Origin of the sequence: Corallococcus sp. AB045, from assembly GCF_003668895.1 — a bacterium.
Classification (GTDB): domain Bacteria; phylum Myxococcota; class Myxococcia; order Myxococcales; family Myxococcaceae; genus Corallococcus; species Corallococcus coralloides.
The window spans coordinates 37,218-60,119 of sequence record NZ_RAWN01000006.1; the positions used below are offsets into that span (position 1 = coordinate 37,218).

General features: G+C 67.5%; 23 protein-coding genes. 8 read left to right on the plus strand and 15 right to left on the minus strand.

Going from position 1 to position 22,902, the window contains the following annotated elements:
• Positions 1-48 precede the first annotated feature (48 nt).
• The gene (locus D7Y21_RS02495) at positions 49-627 is read left to right on the plus strand and encodes a TMEM175 family protein (protein ID WP_233611932.1); all 579 of its coding nucleotides are present in this window, start codon (positions 49-51) and stop codon (positions 625-627) included.
• Positions 628-665: 38 nt separating this feature from the next.
• Here D7Y21_RS02495 and D7Y21_RS02500 read toward each other — a convergent pair whose 3' ends face one another.
• The 3 genes from D7Y21_RS02500 to D7Y21_RS02510 form a co-directional block, all read right to left on the minus strand.
• Positions 666-1,580: an RNA polymerase sigma-70 factor gene (locus D7Y21_RS02500; protein WP_121710992.1), complete on the minus strand. Its 915-nt coding sequence runs from the start codon at positions 1,578-1,580 to the stop codon at positions 666-668.
• On the minus strand, positions 1,577-2,173 hold the full coding sequence (locus tag D7Y21_RS02505) for a carboxymuconolactone decarboxylase family protein (protein ID WP_121710994.1): 597 nt from the start codon (positions 2,171-2,173) through the stop codon (positions 1,577-1,579). Before D7Y21_RS02505 ends, D7Y21_RS02500 begins: the two co-directional genes overlap by 4 nt.
• Positions 2,174-2,308: 135 nt before the next feature.
• Positions 2,309-3,274: a pyridoxal-phosphate dependent enzyme gene (locus D7Y21_RS02510; RefSeq protein ID WP_233611934.1), complete on the minus strand. Its 966-nt coding sequence runs from the start codon at positions 3,272-3,274 to the stop codon at positions 2,309-2,311.
• Positions 3,275-3,374: 100 nt separating this feature from the next.
• Between D7Y21_RS02510 and D7Y21_RS02515 the strand changes: the two genes are divergently transcribed.
• Positions 3,375-4,274, plus strand: a complete 900-nt coding sequence (locus tag D7Y21_RS02515) for a LysR family transcriptional regulator (RefSeq protein WP_120565263.1) — start codon at positions 3,375-3,377, stop codon at positions 4,272-4,274.
• A 120-nt stretch (positions 4,275-4,394) separates the two neighbouring features.
• Here the strand turns inward: D7Y21_RS02515 and D7Y21_RS02520 are convergent, their stop codons facing one another.
• The 3 genes from D7Y21_RS02520 to D7Y21_RS02535 form a co-directional block, all read right to left on the minus strand.
• Positions 4,395-4,970: a class I SAM-dependent methyltransferase gene (locus tag D7Y21_RS02520; RefSeq protein ID WP_120565048.1), complete on the minus strand. Its 576-nt coding sequence runs from the start codon at positions 4,968-4,970 to the stop codon at positions 4,395-4,397.
• Positions 4,971-5,229: 259 nt separating this feature from the next.
• Complete coding sequence (locus D7Y21_RS02530) at positions 5,230-5,718, minus strand: hypothetical protein (protein WP_121710996.1); 489 nt, start codon at positions 5,716-5,718, stop codon at positions 5,230-5,232.
• Entirely contained in the window at positions 5,715-7,139 is a 1,425-nt protein-coding gene (locus D7Y21_RS02535) for a hypothetical protein (protein ID WP_121711056.1), read from the minus strand. The genes D7Y21_RS02530 and D7Y21_RS02535 overlap by 4 nt, the downstream gene beginning before the upstream one ends.
• A 125-nt stretch (positions 7,140-7,264) precedes the next feature.
• Between D7Y21_RS02535 and D7Y21_RS02540 the strand changes: the two genes are divergently transcribed.
• Positions 7,265-7,471 carry a hypothetical protein gene (locus D7Y21_RS02540; protein WP_147443276.1) on the plus strand — a complete coding sequence of 69 codons (207 nt, stop codon included), beginning with the start codon at positions 7,265-7,267 and terminating at the stop codon, positions 7,469-7,471.
• 221 nt (positions 7,472-7,692) lie between these two features.
• On the opposite strand, the gene D7Y21_RS02545 is transcribed toward D7Y21_RS02540, so the two are convergent.
• Entirely contained in the window at positions 7,693-8,178 is a 486-nt protein-coding gene (locus tag D7Y21_RS02545; protein ID WP_147469163.1) for a hypothetical protein, read from the minus strand.
• A 164-nt stretch (positions 8,179-8,342) separates the two neighbouring features.
• Here D7Y21_RS02545 and D7Y21_RS02550 point away from each other — a divergent pair, with 164 nt between their 5' ends.
• On the plus strand, positions 8,343-8,804 hold the full coding sequence (locus D7Y21_RS02550) for a hypothetical protein (RefSeq protein ID WP_121711000.1): 462 nt from the start codon (positions 8,343-8,345) through the stop codon (positions 8,802-8,804).
• A gap of 184 nt (positions 8,805-8,988) precedes the next feature.
• Here D7Y21_RS02550 and D7Y21_RS41655 read toward each other — a convergent pair whose 3' ends face one another.
• The 3 genes from D7Y21_RS41655 to D7Y21_RS02560 all read right to left on the minus strand — a co-directional run bounded on the left by D7Y21_RS41655 (position 8,989) and on the right by D7Y21_RS02560 (position 11,705).
• Positions 8,989-9,135 carry a hypothetical protein gene (locus D7Y21_RS41655; protein ID WP_158619333.1) on the minus strand — a complete coding sequence of 49 codons (147 nt, stop codon included), beginning with the start codon at positions 9,133-9,135 and terminating at the stop codon, positions 8,989-8,991.
• 361 nt (positions 9,136-9,496) lie between these two features.
• Complete coding sequence (locus D7Y21_RS02555) at positions 9,497-9,892, minus strand: GFA family protein (RefSeq protein WP_121711002.1); 396 nt, start codon at positions 9,890-9,892, stop codon at positions 9,497-9,499.
• Between the two features lie 19 nt (positions 9,893-9,911).
• A complete protein-coding gene (locus D7Y21_RS02560; protein ID WP_121711004.1) occupies positions 9,912-11,705 on the minus strand; it encodes a hypothetical protein in 1,794 nt (597 codons plus the stop codon).
• Positions 11,706-11,859: 154 nt separating this feature from the next.
• Here D7Y21_RS02560 and D7Y21_RS02565 point away from each other — a divergent pair, with 154 nt between their 5' ends.
• The gene (locus tag D7Y21_RS02565; RefSeq protein WP_121711006.1) at positions 11,860-14,811 is read left to right on the plus strand and encodes a PQQ-dependent sugar dehydrogenase; all 2,952 of its coding nucleotides are present in this window, start codon (positions 11,860-11,862) and stop codon (positions 14,809-14,811) included.
• Positions 14,812-15,048: 237 nt separating this feature from the next.
• On the opposite strand, the gene D7Y21_RS02570 is transcribed toward D7Y21_RS02565, so the two are convergent.
• On the minus strand, positions 15,049-15,600 hold the full coding sequence (locus tag D7Y21_RS02570) for a TetR/AcrR family transcriptional regulator (protein ID WP_120565056.1): 552 nt from the start codon (positions 15,598-15,600) through the stop codon (positions 15,049-15,051).
• 106 nt (positions 15,601-15,706) lie between these two features.
• Here D7Y21_RS02570 and D7Y21_RS02575 point away from each other — a divergent pair, with 106 nt between their 5' ends.
• Positions 15,707-16,621 carry an NmrA family NAD(P)-binding protein gene (locus D7Y21_RS02575; protein WP_121711008.1) on the plus strand — a complete coding sequence of 305 codons (915 nt, stop codon included), beginning with the start codon at positions 15,707-15,709 and terminating at the stop codon, positions 16,619-16,621.
• Between the two features lie 169 nt (positions 16,622-16,790).
• A complete protein-coding gene (locus D7Y21_RS02580) occupies positions 16,791-18,059 on the plus strand; it encodes an SBBP repeat-containing protein (RefSeq protein WP_233611937.1) in 1,269 nt (422 codons plus the stop codon).
• A gap of 91 nt (positions 18,060-18,150) precedes the next feature.
• Here the strand turns inward: D7Y21_RS02580 and D7Y21_RS02585 are convergent, their stop codons facing one another.
• From D7Y21_RS02585 to D7Y21_RS02600, 4 genes are all read right to left on the minus strand, one after another.
• Positions 18,151-19,173: a deoxyhypusine synthase family protein gene (locus D7Y21_RS02585; protein WP_121711010.1), complete on the minus strand. Its 1,023-nt coding sequence runs from the start codon at positions 19,171-19,173 to the stop codon at positions 18,151-18,153.
• Between the two features lie 431 nt (positions 19,174-19,604).
• The gene (locus D7Y21_RS41660; protein WP_158627213.1) at positions 19,605-19,751 is read right to left on the minus strand and encodes a hypothetical protein; all 147 of its coding nucleotides are present in this window, start codon (positions 19,749-19,751) and stop codon (positions 19,605-19,607) included.
• A 172-nt stretch (positions 19,752-19,923) separates the two neighbouring features.
• Entirely contained in the window at positions 19,924-20,436 is a 513-nt protein-coding gene (locus D7Y21_RS02595) for an FABP family protein (RefSeq protein WP_147443278.1), read from the minus strand.
• Between the two features lie 141 nt (positions 20,437-20,577).
• Positions 20,578-21,738: a hypothetical protein gene (locus D7Y21_RS02600; RefSeq protein ID WP_121711012.1), complete on the minus strand. Its 1,161-nt coding sequence runs from the start codon at positions 21,736-21,738 to the stop codon at positions 20,578-20,580.
• Between the two features lie 245 nt (positions 21,739-21,983).
• Here D7Y21_RS02600 and D7Y21_RS02605 point away from each other — a divergent pair, with 245 nt between their 5' ends.
• Entirely contained in the window at positions 21,984-22,889 is a 906-nt protein-coding gene (locus D7Y21_RS02605) for an SMI1/KNR4 family protein (protein ID WP_121711014.1), read from the plus strand.
• Positions 22,890-22,902 lie beyond the last annotated feature (13 nt).

Below are 22,902 nucleotides of genomic sequence, written 5' to 3' on the forward strand. Positions count from 1 at the left end.
TTCCGCCTATCCTGGGCCAGCGGGCTCGAAGCGAGCATGGGGGGAAGCATGGACAAGCACCGGCTGGAAGCGTTCAGCGACGGCGTCATCGCCATCATCATCACCATCATGGTGCTGGAGCTCAAGGTACCGCACGGCAGCGAGCTGGCCGACCTGCGGCCACTGATCCCCATCTTCCTCAGCTATGTGCTCAGCTTCGTCTACATTGGCATCTACTGGAACAACCACCACCATCTCCTGCACACCATCAACCATGTCACCGGCGGCGTGCTGTGGGCGAACCTGCACTTGTTGTTCTGGCTGTCGCTGATCCCCTTTGCCACCGGCTGGATGGGCGAAAACCATTTCTCGTCCGTGCCGCTGGCGCTCTACGGCTTCGTGCTCCTGATGTGCGCCTTCGCCTGGACGCTGTTGCAAAGCCGCCTGGTGGCGATGCAAGGCCCAAAGTCGACACTGGCGCTGGCGGTCGGGCGCGATCTCAAGGGCAGGATTTCACCGCTCTTCTACCTGGTCGGCATCGTCAGCGCCTTTTTCAACGGGTATTTTTCCGAGGCGATCTATGTGCTGGCCGCGCTGATGTGGCTGGTGCCGGATCGCCGCTTCGAGAAAGCAACGCATGCAAGTTAGTCCTCGTCCCGAGGAGTAGGGCCGCCGAGCCATGCCCGCTACCGGCTCAGCGTCACGTGCTCTCCGAGCCGGCCCATCTTGTGCGGGTTGCGCATGGCATAGATCCGGGTGATCCGGCCGCTCTCGACGACGACGCTGATGGCTGTGTCGAGGTTGCCAGCGATGTCGACCCGGAGCGAGGGCGCTCCGTTGAACCATGCGGTCGAGATCCGAGCGCCAGGGGCGAGCGTGGGGAAGCGGGACAGGAGCCCGGCCACGCGATCGCCGCCGACAATCGGGCGCCGGACCGCCGACACCACGCCGCCGCCGTCGGCGACCAGCACCACGTCGGGGGCGAGCACGTCGAGCAGGCATTTCAAATCGCCGGAGTTGACCGCGGACAGGAACCGCTCCAGGACCGCCTCTTGCTCCGCCCGGCCGACCTGCATCCGGGGCCGACGCGCGGCCACGTGCTCCCGCGCCCGGTGGGCGATCTGCCGGACGGCGGCGGGCGTCTTGTCGAGCGCCGGAGCGATCTCGTCGTACGGCATGTCGAAGACCTCCCGGAGCACGAACACCACCCGCTCGGCCGGAGTGAGGGTCTCCAGCACGGTGAGCATCGCGATCGAGACACTCTCCGCGAGCGCGAGGTCCTCGGCGACGTCGGGGCTGGTGAGCAGCGGCTCGGGCAGCCATTCACCGACGTACTCCTCCTTGCGACGGGTGAGCGTGCGCAGCCTGTTGAGCGCCTGACGGGTGACGATCCGGACCAGGTAGCTGCGCGGGTCACGCACCTCCGCCCGCCCTGCATCACCGATGTCCGCCCACCGCAGCCAGGTCTCCTGCACGACGTCCTCGGCGTCGGCCGCGGAGCCGAGCATCTCGTACGCGATCGTGAAGAGCAGGCTGCGCTGGGTGACGAAGAGGTCCTCCGAGCCTGGCGGAGCGCGGGCCGCATCGGGCGGGGCCGTCATGACGCGGACGCCTCCCCCAGCCTTGCGCTCGGCTGGGCCATCGGCTTCAACCCACACGAAGCGGCGAAGCCCTCCGACTCGATGCCCAGGGCGGTGTTGGAGCGGGTCGTCAGGTTGGCGAACCCGATCACCGTGGTGAGCTCGATGAGCGCCGCGTCCCCCATCTGCGCCCTCAGGCTCGCGACCCTCTCGTCGGTCACCGTGGGGGGCGTCTGGCTCACCGCCTCGGCATACTCCAGCACCTCCCGCTCCAGGGAGGTGAACACGTCCGACTCCCGCCACCGCGGGATCTCCCGCGCCTTGGCCACATCCAACCCATGGTTGTGGGCCATGAAATAGTTGAAGTCCAGACAGAACGAGCAGCCCACCAGCGAAGCCACCGCCATGTGCGCGTACGACTTCAGGCTCTCGTCGCACTGGTCCCACTTCTGGAGCTTCTGCCCGAAGCCCATGCTGGCCTTGAGCACCGGCAGGTGGTGCCACATCACGCCAAGCGACTTGGGGACCCGGCCGAACATCCTGCCGGCGAACATCTTCACCATGGCGCCGTAGAGTCCGGTGAGCTCCTTCGGGGGAATCCTGGTCCAGGTCATGTCTTCTCCGGGTGTCGGCATCGGGTGCCGTCGGCCTGAAGACACCGGTCGTCCGCGGGATGTGACATCCCCGAAGAGGTTTCCACCATCGAGGCGAACCTGCCTCAACCCCTGGAAATAACGCTGCTTTCTGCGTCATCGCTCCCGGCTGCTCAATGCCCGCAGATGATCAACCGTAGCCGTGACGCCACCGCAGACGATCACCGCGATGCGTGACGCGGCGGCAAGCGTCGGCGACGCCGCGTCGAGCGCGGCCAGAGCGGCCCCGCACGCGGGCTCCACCAGGATCCGGTGTTCGTCGAGAAACCGCAGTGAGGCCGCCACTGCTGCCGCATCCGACACAACGATGCTATCGACCGCGTGGCGCGTCGACCACTCAACCGCCGCGTCGCAAGGCCGCTTCGCGCCGAGCGACGTGGCGATGCTCGTAATCTCTGACAATTCGACGGGCCGCCCCTGGGCAACCGAACGCGCATAGCAGTCCGCGCCTTGGGTCTCGGCCGCGACGACCGGCACATCGCACCAACCGTTGCGCACCAGCCCTTCGAGCACACCGCACAGCAACCCGCCGCCGCCAACCGCCAGCACGACTGCGTCCGGTTTCGGTCCGGCTGCCGCCATCTCGTCGATCATCGTTGAATGGCCCTGCCACAGCACTGGATCGTCGAACGGATGCACGAACGCGTCGTGCGGGCCGATCACGGATTGCGCGAACGTGTTCGCCTCCGCCCAAGACGCTCCGTGGACGATCAACTCCGCGCCTTCGAGACGGATCAGGTCGCGTGCGCGCGCGGAGGTGCTCTCCGGAACAACGACGAGCACGGGCACGCCGAGTTCGCGACCAGAATAGGCGACCGCAATGCCCGCGTTGCCGCCCGAAGAGGACACGAAACGACGGGCGCCTGCCGCGCGCCGCGCGTCGCATACCGCACCGACGCCGCGCAGCTTGAACGAGCCGGACGGCTGCATCGCCTCGATCTTGAGAAGGACGTCCTTGCCGAGCCGGCGGGACGCGGCTTGCGAACGGAGGTAGGGAGTCTGGATATGGAGTGGCATGTGAAGAAGTGCGGCAAACGTCCGCGACGCGCGGACGGTCGTCATGACGCCGGCCAACCTAAACCGGGCCACACATACCTCCCAATACCATTCAAGGCAGTATGCTATGCCTTCCAGGTATATCGACGGAACGGACAGGCACTGCATGCGACAGGTCGAATTGCGCCATCTACGCTACTTCGTGGCGGTCGCCGAGGCCGGCAGCATGATGGCCGGCGCCCGCGCAATCGGGATTGTACAACCCGCGCTTTCCCGGCAGATCCGCGAGCTTGAGGAAGCGATCGGCACCCCGCTGTTGATCCGCCGCTCGACCGGCATCGCGCTCACCGCGGCCGGCGCGAGCTTCCTGCAGGACGCCACGCGCATGCTCGCCGAGCTGCAGGGCAGCCGCGAACGCGCGCTCCGCAGCGCGGCCGGCCAAACTGGCGAGCTGCGTCTTGGCGTGCTGCCGAACTATTTCCCGTTGCCTGTGGTGTCGAACGTTCTCAAGGCCTTCCGGAACGCCTGCCCGGACGTGATGCTGTCTATCGTGCCAATGCTGTCGGCCGAGCAGGCGACTGCGATCGCACGCGGAGAGCTCGATGGCGGAATCATGGCGTGGCGGCAGGACGAGGCGCCGCATCTGTCAGGCATGCGGCTGCTGCGCGACCGGTTCGTGCTCGCGATGCTGTCCACGCCGGGCCAGCGCTTCCGCGCGCCCCGTCAACTCGCCGAACTCGCAGGCGCGCCGTTCGTCTGGTTCGACCCGCTCCGGTCCGCCGCGCATCACCGGTTCTTGATCGAGCAGTGCCGGCGGGCCGGCTTCACGCCTCGCATCGCGCAGGTCGGCAGCGACATCCCGACGCTCATCGGGCTCGTCGCAGCCGGAATGGGCTACGCGTTCGTGCCGGAAAGCACTTCACCTACGTGCCCGCGCACGGTGCGGCTGGTCGCGATTGACGAGCTCGACGGCCGCTTCGACGTCGAATTCGTGTACGACGGCCAAGCGGGCTCGCCGGTCGTGCAACAATTCCTCGCGGCGCTGCGCGCGACCGCTAACGCATGAGCGGGGCCGCGCCGGAGGTCGCAGCGCCGACAACAAGTGCGGGGCGCTGTCTGCCTTCCTCCACCAGGACGTGCAATGCAAACGCCTGGGCCGGTGTGTCGCGGATGGCGTTCAGCCGCCCTATCCCGTCTTCCGCGACAGGAAGTAGAGGTTCCCACCTGGGTCCGTGTGCGTTGCTTCCAGCGTGAGCCCGTGCGCACGCAGCAGGTCGCGATACCCGTCGACGCTGTACGAGTGATAGCGGAACGGCACGCCATTCATCGGCGCGCCGTCGATGGAGCCGTGGGCGTCGCCCGAGGTGAAGAGGAACGCGGCGCCAGGTTTCAATGCCCTCGCGATATTGGCGATCGCCTGTTCCTGCTCTTCGTGGCGCAGGTGGAACAAGACGCCCCACGCGAGCGCGGCATCGAACGCCCGCTCCTGAAGCTCACACGACTGGATGGGCGCGCACCTCACCGGCACGTGGGGGAAGTTCGCTTGAAATCGCGCCAGCAACTCGCGGGAGCTGTCCACGCCCATCACGTGGCAGCCGTGCTCCAGCAGTACCCGCGTCAGCGGCAGTCCCGTGCCGCAGCCGGCGTCCAGCACCGAGGCACCGGCTGGAAGTGAGGCCGCGAGCGCCGTCACTTCCGGGACGCCCCTGGGGCCTGCGCGGTGGGCTGCATACCAGTCCGCGATCAAATCGTACTCGTGCACGCGTCAGCCTCCTCCATCAGAACCGAAGTCGCGGGCCACATGTGCCCTCAGGATTCGCGCGAAGCTCTCACGCTGCCTCGCACCGGAACGACATAGGGAGTCCTGCTCGGCAATCCAAAAAGAATCGAGCCGCCTCGAATCCTCGCTCACCACCTCGACGAGCGCATCGAGGAAGTGCCGGACACGTTCCGGCTCCAGTCGTGCGGAGGGTGGCACGGCATTCCACTCCTGTTCCTCCACCTGGGTGAGCACTTCCTCTTCAAAGGTGACCACCCGGAACGTGATCGAGAGGGAGTGGTCTGGACACTGCTGGGTGTCCACCCAGCGGTCGTGCTTCCGGGAGTGCCCGCCCCGTCAACCGGGCACAATCGGCGAGGTGGACGATCAAGGTCGTGGCCTCGGACGTACTGGCCCCGGCCCGCACGGCCTCCTCCCCTGCCCTGATGAGCACGCGGATGATTTCGGTCTGCGCCTCGGGCGTTTCCTGGAAGAGCTCTATCAGCGCCTCGCAGAGCCCGTAGGCCGCTTTGCGTGTCGGACGAGCAAGCAGCCTCGCCTCTATCGGCGCGAGTATCTCCATCCCGCGCTGGACCAGCTCGTGGACGATGTGGAGCAGCGCCCATTCGCCTAGCGGCTGGAGGTCGAGCGCGTCCAGGAGTTCCTCGAGCGGAGCCTGCTCTGCGTTCCTTCGCGCGAACGCCCCCTGGTCATCCGCGCTGAGGCCTATCAGCCGTTCCGGAAGTCTCATCGAGGACTCGCGGGCGCGGGGTTGACGGTGCTGACCTCGCGCGGCGCCATGAGCGCGGGAGGTGACGCGGTCAGCGAGCCCAGGTAGAGCCGGCCGTGGAATCCGTCAGGCTGCTGGGACGTGAAGAGCTTCAGGCCCGCGGCCTGCTTGGAAGACTGCCATGCCTCGAGCGCCGGGCTGATACCGAAGACGTTGCACTCCACCCCCGCAATCCAGACGTTGTAGCGGCAGGCGAACTGGGTGCCGCGCTGGAAGCCCACGTCCAGGACACGCACCGAGGGCAGGGCATTGGCCACGCGAGCGCCCATGGGCTTGAAGTCGCCATCCCAGCTCACCTCCTGGGTGCGCGCGTGGACGCTGCCCGTGAGCACCAGCGTCCAGGCCTGGGGGCGCTTCGACAGGGCGTTCAGCAGGTGCTGGGCCATCTGCGCCTCGCGCTCATTGCCGTGGGCCTTGTCGGCGTCGATGGCGACCACGGCGACATCCTTCCCGGAGACACGCAAGCGGCGGGCCTGCTCGACGAGCCACAGCATGGCGCGGCTGCTGCGTCCGTCCTGGTAGACCCGTCGCCAGAAAGCGCTCTCGGAAAGGAGCTGCTGAACGGCCGCGGAATCACCGTCGCTGGACAGGTAGCGCTCGAGGAGCGGCTGCTCCGCGGCGGGAATGGACAGCGCCAGCGTCACAGGCAGCTCCCGGGCCGTGGCCTCGCACACCATCCGCAGCGCCGCGGACGGCACCTCCTGCGTGCCCAGGGGGTCCGCCAGGAGCAGGACGCCTCCCGCGGAGAACAGGGACGAGGCGTCCTCCACGGGCACACCACACGCGGGAGCGGCGGAAGTGGCCGGGGTCACAGCCTTCTCGCCCGGGCTCCCCATCACCACCGAGTCCAGGGGAACGGGGGGATTGCCGCCCACCAGCTCCAGCGCGGGAGCCATCTCCAGCAGCTCCAGGAGCTTCTGCTCGATGGCCATGTCGCGGTAGCCATGCGCTGGCCGGTAACCCTCCAGCCCGGGAACATTGCTGAAGGCCTCCAGTTGGGGGACCTGCGCGCTGGGCTTACCGGGTTCCTCCGTAGCGTAGACCCCCTCCTGTGTGTACCTGAGGCGAAAGACACGAACGAGTGCCTGCCGGGGCCCAAGCCGCTCTCCCTGGATGTAGTAGCGCTCAGGGGGAATGACGTCCGGGATGAAGGAGGTGAACATCTCCAGTCCCCCCTCCTTCTCCATCACGGAATGGCGGTTCTTCTCCAGGACATACCGGGCCGTCATCATCGCGTCCTCGATGGGCACTTGATAGACGAGCTCGTGCGTGGGCGCCTCGTACTTGCCCGTCTCCGGGTTGTACCGGGTGAAGATACCTCGCGTGGCGGTCGCGCAGCCTACGCACCCCAGGAGTCCCAGCATCAGTCCAAGTCGTCGCATCACCCACTGGAACGATTGACGTGCGTGGACATACCGACCTCGCCCCGTTGACGGCCGAGCGCCCCTTCTGGCCCTGCCCTCATGTGTCGCACTATCGTGGGTGGATGGCGTTCTTTTGGTACCTGATGGTCACGCTGCTCGGAGCACTGGGAACCCTCGCTTCGCTGCGCGTGCTCGAGCGGCTCGTGTTCGGCGGCGGCAGCGGCTCCCTCCTCGTGCAGGCCGGCATGGGGATCGGCTGCCTGATGCTGGCGAAAAAGGCGTTGGGCAAGGCGCGCGGGCGAGGACGCCCGGCCCCGCCCACTGGGAGCGATGAGCCGAATCACTCTTAGAGCGGGTCGTGTCACCACCGCTACGGCGCGTACGAAAACCGTCCGAACGCCGCGAACCAGGTGCTCAGGCACACGACAGACTCGGACCCAAGGAGGCAGCGCTACCATCAGCGCAGCTTCAGCCTCGCCCCCAGGCCAGGGATGCCGAGGATCCATCGGGCCATCCCTTGGTTGCGAGGGTCCCGTGGCTCAGGCTGAAACTGCGCTTCGTAGTATCGCTGCTAGGGGTCCAGCCTGGCCTTGTGATTGTCGACGTGCCGGAACACCCACTCCGAGAAAGAGAGCGGAGGCCCGCGCTTGTCTTCGTAGGGCTCATCTTCAAAGCCCCAGAATACGAGGGGGTCCTCCTCACCCAGGCGGACCGCGCAGATCATCCCGCTATGCCCATGGAATGCGATGGCCAGGTGAGGACGCCCCCACCAATTCACCACCTGTGGAGGTTCCCCGTCGGCAACATAGGGGTCCTTCAAGAACACCTCTCCATCCATGCTCGCTTCCAGGAAGCACGCCAGCTGGGGACAGGCGTAATACTCACGAAGCGCACCCGGCACGGGAAGTCCGAGCCGCGCTTCGAGCTTCGCCAGGCCGTCTTCATGGGCCAAGGCGCGGAGCCATTCCGGCACCTCTTCTTGTAACCGCAGCAACTCGGGGGCGTTGAAATAGCCCCGCTCCTCGGCCACAGCCAGAGCACGCTGTAGGTATTTCATGAAATCAGCATACCCCGTCTCGATGGCACACGGGCATGGACACTCCGTCCCACCAGAAGCGTGGTCCCGGGGCAAAGTGTCACACGCCATGGCCTCCCAGCCGGGCTCCGAGAGTGTCGACTCGTGGCACACACGTTGCTACGCCTCTCAGCCGGGAGACACACATGACGCGATTGCAGTGCGGGATGGGGCTTGTCTGTCTGTTGTTGGGAGCGAGCGCGAGTGCAACGGAGCCAGATATTCGTGCCAGATTCAAAACCGATTACCGGGCACAGGGCTTCGAACAGATCAGCGCCGACAGTGCCTATGCCCGGGATGAGCTCCCAGCCGAAGGGGCACTGGCCGGTCCCTACCTCCGGCTGCTCGGTGATGTCACTCAGACCCGGAACAACTTCAAGTTCGCCAGCTGGGTGCTCTGCGTGTCACCCACCAGCGAGGAAGATGGCACCGTCCTCCTCATCGACTCCGTCAACTTGATAAAGGAGCCCGAGCAGAATGGTCCGGAGCTGATCGTCTCCTACCGGCGGGTGAAGACCCCTGGCAATCCCAAGAGCCGGGGCTGGCCCTATGCCCTCCTGATCGTACGGGGATGGCATGAGAAGGTCCGCTGCGTCTCCACCGGGTGACGCAGCGTGCGCTCGAGCGCCTTTGAAGCCTGTGCAGACCCTGCTCAACGCGTTGCATTGAACGCGGTCGCGAGCACAAGCAATGGAGCCTTGGACAGCGCTGCGAGCGCACGCGCGATGTCCAGACCCTCGTTTCGGCCGCACGGCTCCCTGCATCCACCACAACAGCGCGGTGGCGCTCCACTCACGGTGATTCCGTCAGGGCTTGTATCCACCGGGGGAGCAGTTCCTCCGCGCGCTCCGGGATGACTTCGATGCCGGGCACCCGCGAGGTGCCCGAGGGGTCGATGCTCAAGACCTCCGCCTCGCGCAGGAGCGCGATGTTGCTCACCCGGTCCGTCACGCCAACGGAGAACGACGTCCCGATGAAGAGGACCAGCGGGCGCGGAACGACATCTGCTGGGGTGTCTTCACCGGGTGACGCAGGTCCAACACCTCACGCCTTGGCGACACATCTAGGGTCGGCGTAACTGCCCTCGATTGAAGCCGGCCCACTCCGCGGCGACACTCCATTGCTCGTTTGGGCAGTGCCCTTCCGTAGCTTGGAGTGCTTCGTCCACGAAACCCTCCAACCCGTCGATGCTCTCTGCCCGTCGAATCCAATGCGGTCCGCCATGAGCAGTGACCCGGGCCTCCCAACTCGTTGAAACGACGCTCGCGGCGGTGGCCGCCATCACGAGCACATCGAATCGCTAGGCCCTCGGAGGGATTGTATCGAACTGCCGCACTCCATCCGCGACCTCGTAGTAGTCGCCCTTGTCGGCCATGTAGATGTGGACCGCGATGCGGGTGTGGGTCGGCGTGTCGAAGGCACCCATCGCGATTCCAATCCAATCGCGTTGGAGCGGGTCCCAGAACAGCGACGAGCCGCAGACGGAGCAGAACCCGCGACGCGCCTTCTCGGACGACTGGAACCAGCCGACCTTGTCCGCGCCCTCGATGGTGACGGCTGAGCGCGGCACGTCGGTCGAGACGAAGTAGTGGCCCGAGTGCTTGCGACACTTGCCGCAGTGGCAGGCGTCCGGGGCGGGCAGCACGCCCTCCACGGTGAAGCGGACCGCGCCGCACAAGCAGGAACCGCGATGCATGGACGACCTCCTCACGACGTCAGCGAACGTCCTCTGGCCACCTGCGCTCCACGCCGGTGGGGTTCTGATTGTACAGCTCCGCGAGCCGGGCCTTCACCTCCTCCAGGGTGCCGACGATGACGTAGCTCTGCGTCTTGATGTCAGCGGGCACGTTCTCCGACATGCCGAAGGTGACGCTGAGCTTGGAGCAGTTCTGCTCGGGGTCGTTGAGGTCGAACTGGTGCAGGCGGTACTGGAGGTCTGAGCGCTTCTCGTCCGGCGACCAGATGGCCATGGCATGCTCGCCCCCCTCCGTGGCGACGATGAGCGGCACGTTGCCCGCCTCGTCCACGAAGCCGCCCTCCTCCGGGGGCCTCGGTTTCTCCGAGTGCACCCGGGGGTACAAGCGCGACTCACCCGTCGCCGGGTCGAAGCGGTAGTGCTTCTCGAACTCGCCGTTGACGTAGGTGGTGGGAGCCTCGACGTAGATGGTGTCGTGGGGGGCGGCGAGGTGGATGTGGCTGTCGTATTGGATGACGTTGTCGTGACCGCCCACGCCGACGGTGATGTCCTTGGTGATGGTGTCCTCGGAAACCAGGGTCGTGTTGATGGCTTTGGGAACGCTGTTGTACTTGCCTGCATCCTCTCCCGGCTCCAGCCAGTAGGCGGGGTGCACGGTGCTGGTCATGCGGCCGGGCTGCGCGCCGTAGCCCACCACCTGCGTCGTGGACGTGGGGTTCGTACCGTTCCGGTTGCTCCCCGCCTCGGTGGGCATCAGGGCTTCGCCGTAGCCGTCCAGGGAGAAGGCCACCTGCATCTGCCGGCCATGGTCGTAGTTGTTGATGTACTCCGTGCCGCCGTAGAAGAGGCTGGTGACAGCGCCGCCGTGGCTCGCGGAGGTGCCCATCTGCACTGTCGCGTTGCCGAAGGAGGTGTCCCCGATCAACGGGCCCGTGGTGCCGTAGGGGCCCGTAGGCTTCTGGACGTCCCCTGGGCCCTGCGTCGCCGTCGTGGTCATGTCCCCGCCGGGCCACGCGGTGCCCAGGGGCTTTCCATCCTTGGAGAAGGCCTGCACCTTGCCTCCGAGGTCGACGAGGTAGCCGTTCTGGAACTCCTGGAAGGGCACCATGTCGGGCTTGCCGGCGGCGACCCGGGCGTCACGGAACGCCTTCACCATCGGGTCATCGAGGAAGGGCGGCCGGGCCTTCACGCCGTCCTCGAGGCCGGAGTTGGGGTAACCCAGGAGCGAGTTGGTGCCCTGTCGGCCGTGGGTGAAGGTGTTGTCCGAGTAGGCCTTGCAGATGTCGCCGTGCACCTCGAAGGACACCCACTGGTTGCGGTCCGTGGGGTCCAGGGCCTGTCCCGGAGGCGGGCGGCAGAAGGTGTAGAGCTGCATCTGCCGCTCGCCGGTGGCGGGGAAGTCCTGGAAGAAGGCGGGGACGTTCTCGTTGCCGGGCACGGTGGAGCGGCCCGCGGCATACATGGGCGAGCGGGAGCCATGCATGGTCTGGTCGGCCGCGACGTCCGGCAGGGTGGTGCCGCGCTTGCGGTTGAGCTCGGCTTCGGCATTGCCTTTGAACTGCTCGCACCAGGCCTGCCAATCGCTGACGGACGGGTTGGACACGTCCGGAGGAGGCGTGGTCTGGGACAGGGCCCTGAAGGGCGCGGCCGTCGAGGGACGGGACCGCGGCTCGAAGCTGCTGAGGGAGAACAGCTCTCGGAGCGTGCGCTCAGCGGTGGAGTCCTGAGACGTCGCTGACTGCGCGGCCGTGTCCGAGACCGAAGACGTCCAGACACCCTTCAGACCCGATGAGAAACGAGAAATTCCGTCCATGTAAGCCTCCCCCCTGAGGCGTGCCACGAGATTCGCTGCACTTATTACGATGGTCGGGGGAATCCATTGCCGAATGGCTGAATCGGCTCCAGTCGAACAGGCTTTCAGTGTAAAAGCGGGAATACCCCCCCACGTTCGACCAGGAGCAGCAGCGATGCCAGGAACGAGTGTCCGAGCGGAGTCTCCCCTACCGCTCTTCGTCGTGTGCGCGGTCTTCTCCCTCCTCGTGGGCTGCTCGACGCAGTCCCCCCCGGAGCTGGCGGTCGCGCGAGCGGGCGCGGTCGTTCAAGACGCCAACTTCGCCGACTCGGTCTTCGTCGGTGGCCTCCAGGGCCCCACCACCATGACCTTCGCGCCCGACGGGCGCCTGTTCATCTCGGAGAAGAATGGCGCCCTGCGTGTCGTCGTGAACGGCCAGCTCCTGGCGACTCCGTTCATGACGCTCGCCGTGGACAACGACAACGAGCGCGGGCTGATGGGCGTCGCGTTCGATCCCAACTTCGACAGCAACCACTATCTGTATGTCTATTACACGTCGGTCGCCGGCAGCATCCACAACCGGGTCAGCCGCTTCACCGCCAATGGCAATGTGGTGGTTCCCGGAAGTGAGCTGGTGCTCGCCGACTTTCCGACGCTCGACGCCGCCAACCACAACGGCGGCGCGGTCCGCTTCGGACTCGACGGCAAGCTCTATGTCTCGGTCGGAGAGAACGCGGTCTCCTCCAATTCACAGAGCCTGAACACGCCGCTCGGCAAGCTGCTGCGCTTCAACCCGGACGGCAGCATCCCCACCGACAATCCGTTCTATGCGACCGCCACCGGGCTCGCCAAGGCGACCTGGGCGATGGGGCTGCGCAACCCCTTCACCTTCGACGTTCAGCCCGGCACGGGAATCCTGTTCATCAACGACGTGGGCGAAGGCGGCTGGGAGGAGATCAACCGCGGCCAGGCCGGTGCCAACTACGGCTGGCCGATGACGGAAGGCTATTTCACGAACCGCCCGGAGCTCACGCAGCCGTTCTACGCGTACCCGCATGGCTCTGGCACGGCCGCCGGCAACTGCATCGCGGGCGGTGCATTCTACAATCCGCCCGTCACGGCCTTTCCCAGCGCCTATGTCGGTCAGTACTTCTTCGCGGACTACACCAACAATTGGATCTCACGCATCGACCCGAACACCGGTGCGCATTCGCTGTTCGCGACGGCCGCCGCGGGGCCCGTGGACCTCGATGTCGGGCCCGATGGCGCGCTCTACTACCTGTCGCGTGGCGCGGGCCAGGTGGGCCGCATCGCCTACACGGCCTCGCTGCCGCCGAGCATCGCGCAGCAACCGGCGAGCACGTTGGTATCGGTCGGCTATCCGGCGGCCTTCACGGTGTCGGCGAGCGGAGAGCCGCCTCTCACCTACCGGTGGCAGCGCAACGGCGTGGACATCGCGGGCGCGACCTCGCCGGGCTACGAGCTGACCGCCGCGCAGCTCTCCGACAGCGGCGCGCGCTTCCGCGTGGTCGTGACCAACGGGCTTGGGTCGACCACCAGCACCGAGGCCGTGCTGACGGTGACGTCCAACAAGCCGCCGGTGGCCACGATCGTGACGCCGGCCACGGGCGCGACCTACATCGCCTCCACCAACCTGACGTTCTCCGGCTCGGCCAGCGACCTGGAGGATGGCGCGCTGCCTCCGAGCGCGATGACCTGGAACATCACCTTCCATCACGACACCCACACGCACCCGGCCATGGCCGATGCCACCGGCATCGCGAGCGGCAGCTGGCCCATCCCGAGCATCGGCGAGAGCTCGGCCAATGTCTGGTATCGCCTGCGGCTCACGGTGCGCGACTCGATTGGCCTCACCCACACGACGTATCGCGACGTCCACCCCGTCACGGTCCCGCTCACGGTGACCAGCGTGCCGAGCGGACTGCAGGTCCTGATGGACGGGCGGCCGGTCGCGGCGCCGCACGAGACGACGGGCGTGGTCGGAGTCGTCCGCTCCGTGGGCGCTGAGTCGCCGCAGTATGCGAACGGCAAGTTCTGGGCGTTCTCGTCGTGGTCGGACGGCGGCGCGCAATCCCACACCTTCATCACGCCTGGCAGCGCGGCCACCTACACCGCCCTGTTCGTCGAGACCTCGGGCGGGAGCTGCTATCAGATTCAAAGCGAGCGCAGCGACAAGTGGCTCACCGTCAACACCGCGGGCAAGGTCATCGCCGGCAGCACGACTCAAGCTGGCGGGCAGGTCTTCCAGCTCGTGCCGAACGGCACCCAGTACAAGCTCAAGGGCTCGGGCGACGCGTTCCTGACGGTGGTGGCGAACCAGCTCACGATGGGCGCCAACTTCACCAGCGGAGAGTCATTCACCCAGCTGGCCTGCGGCTACGGCGGGCGCACCCGCGTCGGCTTCCGGGCCTCCGTGGGGAGCGCGCCCCATTGGAAGGAGACCGCGCCGGGCGAGCCCATCCAGAGTGGTGACGGCGGCAATGGTGGCGCCTGCAATCCGGCCGATGGCGGCGCCTGGGAGGCCTTCTACCTCGAACCGGTGGCCTGCCCGGGCGGCAGCACCGGCCCCGTGTGCGGCAACGGCACGGTCGAGAGCGGCGAGCAATGCGACGATGGCAACACCCAGCCGGGCGATGGCTGCGATGCGACCTGCCATACCGAGGCCAGCGGCAGCGCGGGCTGCTTCCGCATCCAGAGCGAGCGCTCCGACCAGTGGCTCACCGTCGACGGCGCTGGCAAGGTGGCCGCGCTCGGCACGACGCAGACCGGTGGTGAGGTCTTCGAGCTCGTCACCAGCGGCGCGAAATACAAGCTCAAGGGAGCGAGCGGCGCGTACGTGGCGGTGGTCGCGGATCAGCTCACCGTGAATGCCTCGCTCGGCACGGCGGAGTCGTTCACCCGCCACGCTTGTGGCGTCTTCGGCGGCCGCAATCGTTATGGCTTCGAAGCGACGACAGGCACCGCGCGCAACTGGAAGGAGAACACCCTCGGCGCTCCCATCCAGAGCGGCAATGGCGGCAACGGAGGCATCTGCAATCCCGCCGACACGGGCGCGTGGGAGGCCTTCTACCTCGAGCCCGCGACCTGCCCCCAATCCGGTCCGTAGTCGAAGCGCTCCATCACGGCCTTCTGGAGCGCCGTGAACGACAGGCCCACGAAGGCCTCCAGCGCCGCCTTCTGGGCTTCGCGCTGGGGGCCTGGGTTCGCCTGCTCCCCCAGGACGCGCTCTCCCTCGACGTCGGAGGAGCCATGCTCCTCGCGGCGGAAACGGACCCGCTCGCCATCGCGGAAGACCGAAGAACATCTTCATCACGCAAGGTCTAAAGCGGCCTTGGGGATGCCCTCAGCGCCGGATGCCGGTGAGCGCAAGGCGCAGCACCCGGCGCGCGGTGAGCGGATCGTTTTCGTTCGCGACGGCGATCGCGTTCGCCAGCATCATCAGGTCCTCCGGCGTGGCGCCCGCGTGAAGCGCCCCCACGGATGACGCCCGCTCCACCAGAACCTGCAGCACCTTGAGCAGCATGTCCGTGCAGCAGATGTCTTCGGCGGAAAGGCCCTCCGGGCCGGCCAGCAGTGCGGCGGCGAGCCCGCGGTGGGTCGCGGTGTAGACCGTCACCTCCTCCAGCCAGTCCGCCAGCTCGGCGGCGGGCGCCTTGCCCGGTTTCGCGGCGGCCCGCGCACAGAGCTGCGCGACGCCATCGCGGAAGACCACCTCCAGCAGCGCCTGCCGCGACGGGAAGTGCCGGTGCAGGGTCGCCGAACCTACCCCCGCCCGCCGTGCGATCTCCTCGAGCGACACCTGCGCGCCCTCCCTGGCGACCAGCTCCGCGGCGACTTCGACAATCCGCTCCCGGTTGCGTCGCCCATCCGCGCGCAACCGCTTCACCTGCTCCACGGCGCACTCCTCTTCACGAGACCCTTCTCTTTGACAAACGGGGTCCCCCTCCGTATTTAACCACGACAATAAACGGTGGGGTCCCCCACTTGTAAAGGAGCCGCCGATGAGTCGCAGCGAAGCCGTGCTCGTCACCGCCGCCACAGGACGCCAGGGTGGCGCCACCGCCCGGGCATTGCTGGCCGAGGGCCGCACAAAGGTGCGCGTCCTGGTGCGCAATCCGGAGGCGGCGAACGCCAGGGCCCTCGCGGCGGCGGGCGCGGAGGTGGTCGTCGGGGACCTGGACGATCCAGCGTCGTTGCGCGCCGCCTGCGCCGGGACGCGGGCGGTCTTCTCGATGCAGTCCCCCATCGTCTCCGCGACCGGCATCGACTTCAGCAAGGAGCGTCAGCAAGGGAGGAACCTCGTCGAGGCCGCGCTCTCCGAGCGCGTCGAGACGTTCGTGCACACCGCGACATCCGGCGTCGGCGCCCACCGCGACGTCGAGGGCTGGGCGGAGGGGCGCTGGAAATTCCAGGAGGAGTACTGGGAGAACAAGCTGGCCACGTGCGACCTCGTCCGCACCGCGGGCTTCAAGCACTGGACCGTCATCCTGCCCGCCACCTTCATGGACCACCCGATGTTGGATCCCGCCGGCTTCGTCGACGGGCGCCGGCTGCTCACGGTGGTTCGGGCCGACAAACCCATCGGGCTGATCGCGCCCGAGGACATCGGCAAGGCGGCCGCGGCGGCGTTCAACGATCCCGCGAAGTTCCATGGAGTGACGCTGGAGCTCGCGGGTGACGTGCTCACGCTTCCTCAAGTCGCTGAGGTCCTCTCACGCGTCGACGGCAAGGAGTACGTCGCCTGGTCCTCCACGATTGAAGAGGCCGTCGCGGCTGGCCTGCATCCCGGCGTGGCTCAAGGCATGACGTACATGAACGTCGCCCCGCTGCTGGCTCGGCCCGAAATCGCGCGCTCCTACGGGCTTTCGCCCATGAGCTTCGAGGCCTGGGTACGTCAGCGTCGCGAGATGACCTGACGCGTCGACGACTCACCTTCAGCTCAAGTCAGACACGGTCGCATGCGTGTCTTTCTCTACCCATCTTCCGCGCGCCCGTTTCTCGTGGTCTTGCAAGGGTGCCGTGACGTCAGACTTCTCCCCCCATGATGCGCGGTGCTGTTCCCCCCACTGAGAAATGGAGTTCGTGATGAAACACCTTCTCTTGAGCATGTTCGGGTTCGCGGGCGTTGTCGGCGCCGCGGGCATCCCCTCCGTCGCCGCGGCCCAGGTTCCGTCCCCCTCCTGGGTGGCCCAGCTCGGCGCCAACCTGGATGAGCAGGCCAACGCCGTGGCCGTGTCGGGCGCGAGCGTCTACGTGGTGGGTCAGACGACGAGCCAGCTCGGCGCCGACCCGAAGGCCGGCGGTCAGGATGCGTTCATTGCCCGGTACGACACCGCCGGCAACCTCCAGTGGGTCCGCCAGCTCGGCACCCCCGGGGCGGACCGCGCCACCGCCGTGGCCACCGACGCGGACGGCAATGCGTACATCGCTGGCACCACCTACGGTGGCTTCGACTTCTATACCAATGCGGGCGGCTTCGACGTCTTCATCGCCAAGTACGACGCCGCCGGCAACCGCCTGTGGTTGCGCCAGAACGGCACGCAGATGGATGACTTCGCCACCGGCATCGCCGTCGGCGCGGACGACACCCTTTACTTCACCGGCTATACCGGCGGGAGCTTCGCCAACGGCGGCAACCCCAACCACTACGACATCATCGCCGGGCTCTATGACACGGCGGGCAACCCGTACTGGCTCCAGCAGTACGGCAGCTCCGCGAGCGACATGGCGCGCGGCATCGCCGTCACGCCCACGCACGAGGTCTACATCGTCGGGAACACCTACGGCAGCCTCGACGGCACCACTCCGGCGGTGAACAGCGACATCTTCCTGCTCAAGCTCAACATCCTGGGCGTCCAGCAGTGGGTCCGGCAGATCGACGCGGGCGACCTGGATGACGCCAAGAGCGTCGCCGTGGGCCCCGACGGCGGCGTCTACATCGCTGGCGAGACGTTCGGCAGCCTGGACGGCAACACCAACAACGGCACCATCGACGTGCTGCTCGCCCGCTACGACAGCGCCGGCAACCGCGACTGGAGCCGCATGCTCGGAGGCGGGCAGCCCGACTACGCGTTCGGCGTCGCCGTCACCTCGGGCAACGTCGTGCAGGTCGTCGGCTACACCTCCGGGCTCGATGGCATCGCGTCCGCTGGTGGCTCCGATGCCTTCCTCACCCGCTACGACGCGCTCGGCACGAAGCTGGGCAGCCGGCTCCTGGGCACCTCGCGCCAGGACATCGCCCGCGGAGTGGCCGTGGACGCCTCCGGTAACGCCTACGTCGCCGGACAGACGGCAGGGAGCCTCGGCGGCAACACCAGCGCTGGCGGCAATGACGCCTTCCTCGTCCGCTTCTGAGCAAGGCCTCTGACGAAACCCGGGCAGGGCCCGAACGCTCCACGGCGACATCCGCCGCCGCGTTCCGGGCCCTGCCGCGGTTCGCGCGTGACTAGCGCCGGTGCTTGGAGATGAGCGCGTTCGCCGCCTCCGGCTTGCCCTGGCACTCCAGCAGCGCGCGGAGCATCAGCGGGACGACGATGGTGGCGTCCGACTCGATGACGAACATCGGCGTCGTCTCCGTCAGCTTGTCCCAGGTGATCTTCTCGTTGGGCGTCGCGCCCGAGTACGAGCCGTAGGACGTCGTCGAGTCGCTGATCTGGCAGAAGTAGGCCCACGGCTTCACGGGCTTCTGCATGTCGTACTTCGTCGACGGCACGACGCAGATGGGGAAGTCACCGGCGATGCCGCCACCAATCTGGAAGAAGCCCACGCCCTTGCCCGCGGACAGCTCCTCGTAGCGGTCGTAGAAGTCGGCCATGTATTCGATGCCGGACTTCGCGATGCTCGCGTTGCAGTCGCCCGTCTTCACGTAGGACGCGAAGATGTTCCCGAACGTCGAGTCCTCGTAGCCCGGGACGACGATGGGCAGCTTGCGCTTCGCCGCCTCCATCAGCCAGCAGGCCTCCGGGTCGCCCTCGTACGCCGAGGGCTCCAGGACCTGGATGAGCTCGTAGAAGTACTCGTGCCAGAAGCGGCGCTCGCCCTTCGCGGAGGCGTTCTTCCACATGGGGACGACGATCTTCTCCACCGCGCGGAACGCCTCGTCCTCGGGGATGCTCGTGTCGGTGACCCGGCGCATCCGCTGCTCGAGGATGCGCGTGTCGTCCTGCTTGGTGAAGTAGCGGTACTCGGGGAAGTCCTTGTACGCCGTGTGCGCGACGAGCCGGAAGAGCGACTCCTCCAGGTTGGCGCCCGTCACCGACAAGCCGTGAATCAGGCCCGAGCGGATGGCAGGCGCGAGCGTGATGCCGAGCTGCGCGGACGACATCGCGCCCGCGACGCTCCAGAACATCCGGCCGCCGCTCGACACATGCTCCCAGTAGGACAGGAGCGCGTCGCGCGTCGCGCGGGCGTTGAAGTTCTTGTAGTTCGTGAGGATGAACTCGAGGACGGGCAGTTCGGACGTGGACATGGGGCCTCCAGAAACAACGGGGTCATGACCCGGGAGGCGCCAGCCGGCGAATGCCACCCGAGGACACCCTACGGTCGCGACGAAACGTCGGACCGCCATCGGAGCGTCAAGTGGCTGCCGGCTGGGTACCACGGCAGGGGGCTCGCGGCTACGGCTTCCACGCAGGCGGCGGCCCACGGCGCCTTGAATTCGACGAGGCCCTTCGCCGCTACGGAAAGACCTGACCTTGCAGCGTGTCATTCGTTCCACCCATCAAAATACATCCATACCCGACCACTTCAGTTGCGCACCCGAGCGTCTTGGATTGCGGGACACACTGGGAGTACCATCCCAGACGCCTCTCAACCCAAGGAGCATCAGATGCCGCGGACGCTTGTCTCCGGAGTTGCCCTGAGTTTTGCCTTCGTGGTGGGAATGGCTGTTTCCTCTTCTCAGCTCGCCCCGAGCGAGGTCGTGACGAACGATGAGGCCGTGCTCGTCTCGACCGCGCCCAGCAGCGCGGTTCCGGACGAGACCACGGACGAGTCCTCGCGCTTGCTCGGGTGCTGCACGGGTGATGGCTTGTTCTGCATCAACACGGCGGCATGTCAGGCCCGCGGGGCGGGCACCTGCGGCGCGCCCTGTAACTAGCCCCCTGTCGCTGGACCGGACCTGAAGCAGGCGCTGGGGGCGTCCACGCGTCGTTGACGACCGTGCCCTGCCCCCAGCCCGTCGTGACATGACTGCCCGTGCGGCACACACTTCCAATGCCTATCTGCGCCGGGCGGTACCCTCGAGGTAGGTCCGGAAGCCGGCACCGCCGGGAGGGGCGATCTCGAACCTGACGTTGAGCGTTCCGTCTGTGTTCAGCAGATACGACAGGCGGAACCGGGGCGCGCCAGACGCCTCGTCGGTGACGAACTCAGCGCTCGCCGGGGAGCTTTCCGCACGGGCTGCGTACTGGATGACGTGCCCTTCGTTGTCGAAGTAGCTCGCACGCACCGCGCCCTGCGCTCCCGGATGGAGGACCATCAGGTCCTCGTGCCGCCCGCCCGGCGTGACGGATTCGTTCCGGCGGATCAGCACATGTCCCTGCACATCCGGCTGGAACGTGAAGGTTCCGGCGGACGCACCGGGCGTACCGCCGCCCTCCGCGTCCCAGGTCCCCATCAGGAAGGAAAAGGGCTTCAAGGCCTCGGTCAGCTCCGCCACGGCAGGGGCGGCAAGCGGCGGCTGCTCGTGACGCTGCGGGCCCGTGGCACAGGCGGAGAGCGCCTGGAGCACGAATGCACCGCGGAGGAGGGTTCGAAGAATGGACGTCGTCATGGGATGGGCAGCGCTCGAAGTACCAGGGGAGCGCAACCTACGAGCTGACCCATGACGACGCCAGGGAGGAACACCCGGACGGGGGGTATGCCCCGCGCATCACTCCCTGCCGAAGGCCTTGGCGAAGAGCTTCTCGATGCCCGACTTCTCCGGCTCGATGGCGATCGCGGGCGCGGGCACGCCCATCGCGCTGCCGAGGGCGGGGCGCAGGCCCGAGGCGATGCCCGGCTTGATGTGGTGACGCAGGTCGACCGCCACGTCCGACTTCACGTGGGTGCCCACGCCCAGGGCGGTGTTCACGTCCGCGGACTGCTTGAGGAAGCCATTCTCCAGGCCGAACTTCCCGCCCGCCTGGGCCGACGCGCCCGCCACCGCGCCCGCGGTGACCGAGCCGTGCACCCGGCCCACGTGCCCGCCCGCCGTGGCGTACGCGCCCGCCGTGGCGCCCGCGCCCACCTGACCGGAGACCATCGCCGTGGCCGTCCTCGGGTCCAAGGTGGCCACGCCCTCGGCGTAGGCGGAGGCGCCGGCCTTCGCCTCACCCTTCACGTAGCCGCCCACGTGCCGGTTGAAGTCGTGGTTCGCGCTCGCCGTGACGCCCACGCCCGTCTCCGCCTTGGCCGTCAGCGCGGCGGTGTAGGCGTGCGAGTTCGTGTCGGCCGACACGCCGGCCTGGGCCTGCGCCTTGAAGGTGTTGGCCTCGCCGGTGACCTGCGCGCTCGACACGCCCATCCGGCCCGCGTGCGACTTCTGCCACTCGTAGGAGGCGTTGGGCCCCTGGACCTCGGCCTGGGCCGAGTAGTGGTGCACGCCACCGCCGCTGTGGCTGGTGGTGGAGGCCTGCATCGACCCCATGTTGCCGCTCAGCCGGCCACCGCCGAAGGTGTCCTTCTGGTAGGGCGTGGCCGGCTTGTCGATGAACATCGTCTGCTTCGCGGCCGCGGGCGCCGTGAGCTTGTTGTCACCGCCGCTCACCGCCACATCCGTGCCTGAGTTCAGCGACCACGGGCTGTAGGACGGCTGTCCTTCGGGAGCCCCCGCGTGCTTCGGCGGCGTCGCCGTGTTCGCGGCGGGCGTCGTCGCCGTGGGCTTCGTGGCCGTCGTCGTCACCGTGGGCTTGGTGGCCGTCGTCGCCGTGGGCTTCGTGGCCGTCGTCGAGGCGGGGAGCGTCGACGCGCGCGCCGGCGGCTTGGGCTTGGACGCCGTGGAGGTCGGGAGGGTGGCGGAGCGGGACAGGGACGAACCGATGCGACGGGCCATGGGAGGAACCTCAGGAGTACGTCGAAGGGGGAGCAGTACAGCGATGCCCTGCCCTACTGCACCCGGCATGCCGAGCCCTGGTCGACCGGCGTGGCCAAAACCGGCCCGTGATTTCAATGAGTTGACGGGAGGGACTTCCCGGGAGGAAGCCGAGGGCTGGTGACAGCCGTCACCAGGAAGATGGCGCCAGTCACCATGGCGCCCGCGCTTGCCGCCCGGCGTGATTGTCCGGAAGCTGCCTGGGAATGATCGACCCACGCTTTCCCGCCAGACTCCTGGAAGACCTCTCCGAGCCGCGCACCATCGCCGGGCCGAAGACGCGCCTCGAGCTCGACAGGTGGGGCGATGAGAGCGAGGAACTGCCCTCCGGTCTGGTTCCCTTCGCCATGGATGGGGGCGGCGGCGTCTGGTACCTCGACGTCGAGGACCGTCTGAAGAAGGGCGTGGGGGCCATCTTCTACCTCCACATGAGCGAGACGTACGGCGATACCCGCTACATCGCGTCGTCCTATGACGAGCTCCTGCAGCGCGTCTCGGAGGGGCTGCATCCGGATGACCTGCCCACCTTCGATGCGCTCGCGTCGCGGCAGGCTCCGAAGGGTGTGCGAGTGCCGGGCATCGAAGGCCTGGTGGACGTCGAGCACATCCACGCGAGCACCGGCCGACCCGCGGTCGTGACCGTGCATGACAACGCGCGCTGCGAGGGAGGCTTCGTGGCCCGGGCGGGCACGTCCGTCTACATGACCGACGCGGGCCGCATCCACTTCGTCACCCTGGCCGAACGCGCGGTCGTGGACGGCATCCCGTGCGCTGGGGACACGGTGCTCGCCCCCCATCCGAAGACGGGACGCCCGCTGCGCTTCACCCCGGCCGAGCCCATCGTCATCGACGGCCTCCCGCTGGCCGCCTTCCACGAGGTCATGGTCGAGGATCCCATCTACTCCCCCAGCGTGTCCGGCGTGCTGGCCCGCGACCACGACGTGGAGGGGCTCCCCCTGGCCGCCGGCACCCAGGTGCATCTCCTCCGGGGGAAGCTCGACCAGGGAACGCTGCGCGCCGACGCGAACGTCGCGGGGACCCTGCTTCCCGCCGGCACGTGGTTCGAGTTCCTGAGCGGAACGCTCTACCGCACCCGCCCGCCGGCGACGTGACACCAGCGGGCGG

Excerpts from the sequence above, each read along its gene's own strand:
- D7Y21_RS02495 (WP_233611932.1), top strand. The coding sequence starts at position 49 with ATGGACAAGCACCGGCTGGAAGCGTTCAGCGACGGCGTCATCGCCATC.
- D7Y21_RS02500 (WP_121710992.1), bottom strand. The coding sequence starts at position 1,580 with ATGACGGCCCCGCCCGATGCGGCCCGCGCTCCGCCAGGCTCGGAGGAC.
- D7Y21_RS02505 (WP_121710994.1), bottom strand. The coding sequence starts at position 2,173 with ATGACCTGGACCAGGATTCCCCCGAAGGAGCTCACCGGACTCTACGGC.
- D7Y21_RS02510 (WP_233611934.1), bottom strand. The coding sequence starts at position 3,274 with ATGACGACCGTCCGCGCGTCGCGGACGTTTGCCGCACTTCTTCACATG.
- D7Y21_RS02515 (WP_120565263.1), top strand. The coding sequence starts at position 3,375 with ATGCGACAGGTCGAATTGCGCCATCTACGCTACTTCGTGGCGGTCGCC.
- D7Y21_RS02530 (WP_121710996.1), bottom strand. The coding sequence starts at position 5,718 with ATGAGACTTCCGGAACGGCTGATAGGCCTCAGCGCGGATGACCAGGGG.
- D7Y21_RS02535 (WP_121711056.1), bottom strand. The coding sequence starts at position 7,139 with ATGCGACGACTTGGACTGATGCTGGGACTCCTGGGGTGCGTAGGCTGC.
- D7Y21_RS02540 (WP_147443276.1), top strand. The coding sequence starts at position 7,265 with ATGGTCACGCTGCTCGGAGCACTGGGAACCCTCGCTTCGCTGCGCGTG.
- D7Y21_RS02545 (WP_147469163.1), bottom strand. The coding sequence starts at position 8,178 with ATGAAATACCTACAGCGTGCTCTGGCTGTGGCCGAGGAGCGGGGCTAT.
- D7Y21_RS02550 (WP_121711000.1), top strand. The coding sequence starts at position 8,343 with ATGACGCGATTGCAGTGCGGGATGGGGCTTGTCTGTCTGTTGTTGGGA.
- D7Y21_RS02555 (WP_121711002.1), bottom strand. The coding sequence starts at position 9,892 with ATGCATCGCGGTTCCTGCTTGTGCGGCGCGGTCCGCTTCACCGTGGAG.
- D7Y21_RS02560 (WP_121711004.1), bottom strand. The coding sequence starts at position 11,705 with ATGGACGGAATTTCTCGTTTCTCATCGGGTCTGAAGGGTGTCTGGACG.
- D7Y21_RS02565 (WP_121711006.1), top strand. The coding sequence starts at position 11,860 with ATGCCAGGAACGAGTGTCCGAGCGGAGTCTCCCCTACCGCTCTTCGTC.
- D7Y21_RS02575 (WP_121711008.1), top strand. The coding sequence starts at position 15,707 with ATGAGTCGCAGCGAAGCCGTGCTCGTCACCGCCGCCACAGGACGCCAG.
- D7Y21_RS02580 (WP_233611937.1), top strand. The coding sequence starts at position 16,791 with ATGAAACACCTTCTCTTGAGCATGTTCGGGTTCGCGGGCGTTGTCGGC.
- D7Y21_RS02585 (WP_121711010.1), bottom strand. The coding sequence starts at position 19,173 with ATGTCCACGTCCGAACTGCCCGTCCTCGAGTTCATCCTCACGAACTAC.
- D7Y21_RS02600 (WP_121711012.1), bottom strand. The coding sequence starts at position 21,738 with ATGGCCCGTCGCATCGGTTCGTCCCTGTCCCGCTCCGCCACCCTCCCG.
- D7Y21_RS02605 (WP_121711014.1), top strand. The coding sequence starts at position 21,984 with ATGATCGACCCACGCTTTCCCGCCAGACTCCTGGAAGACCTCTCCGAG.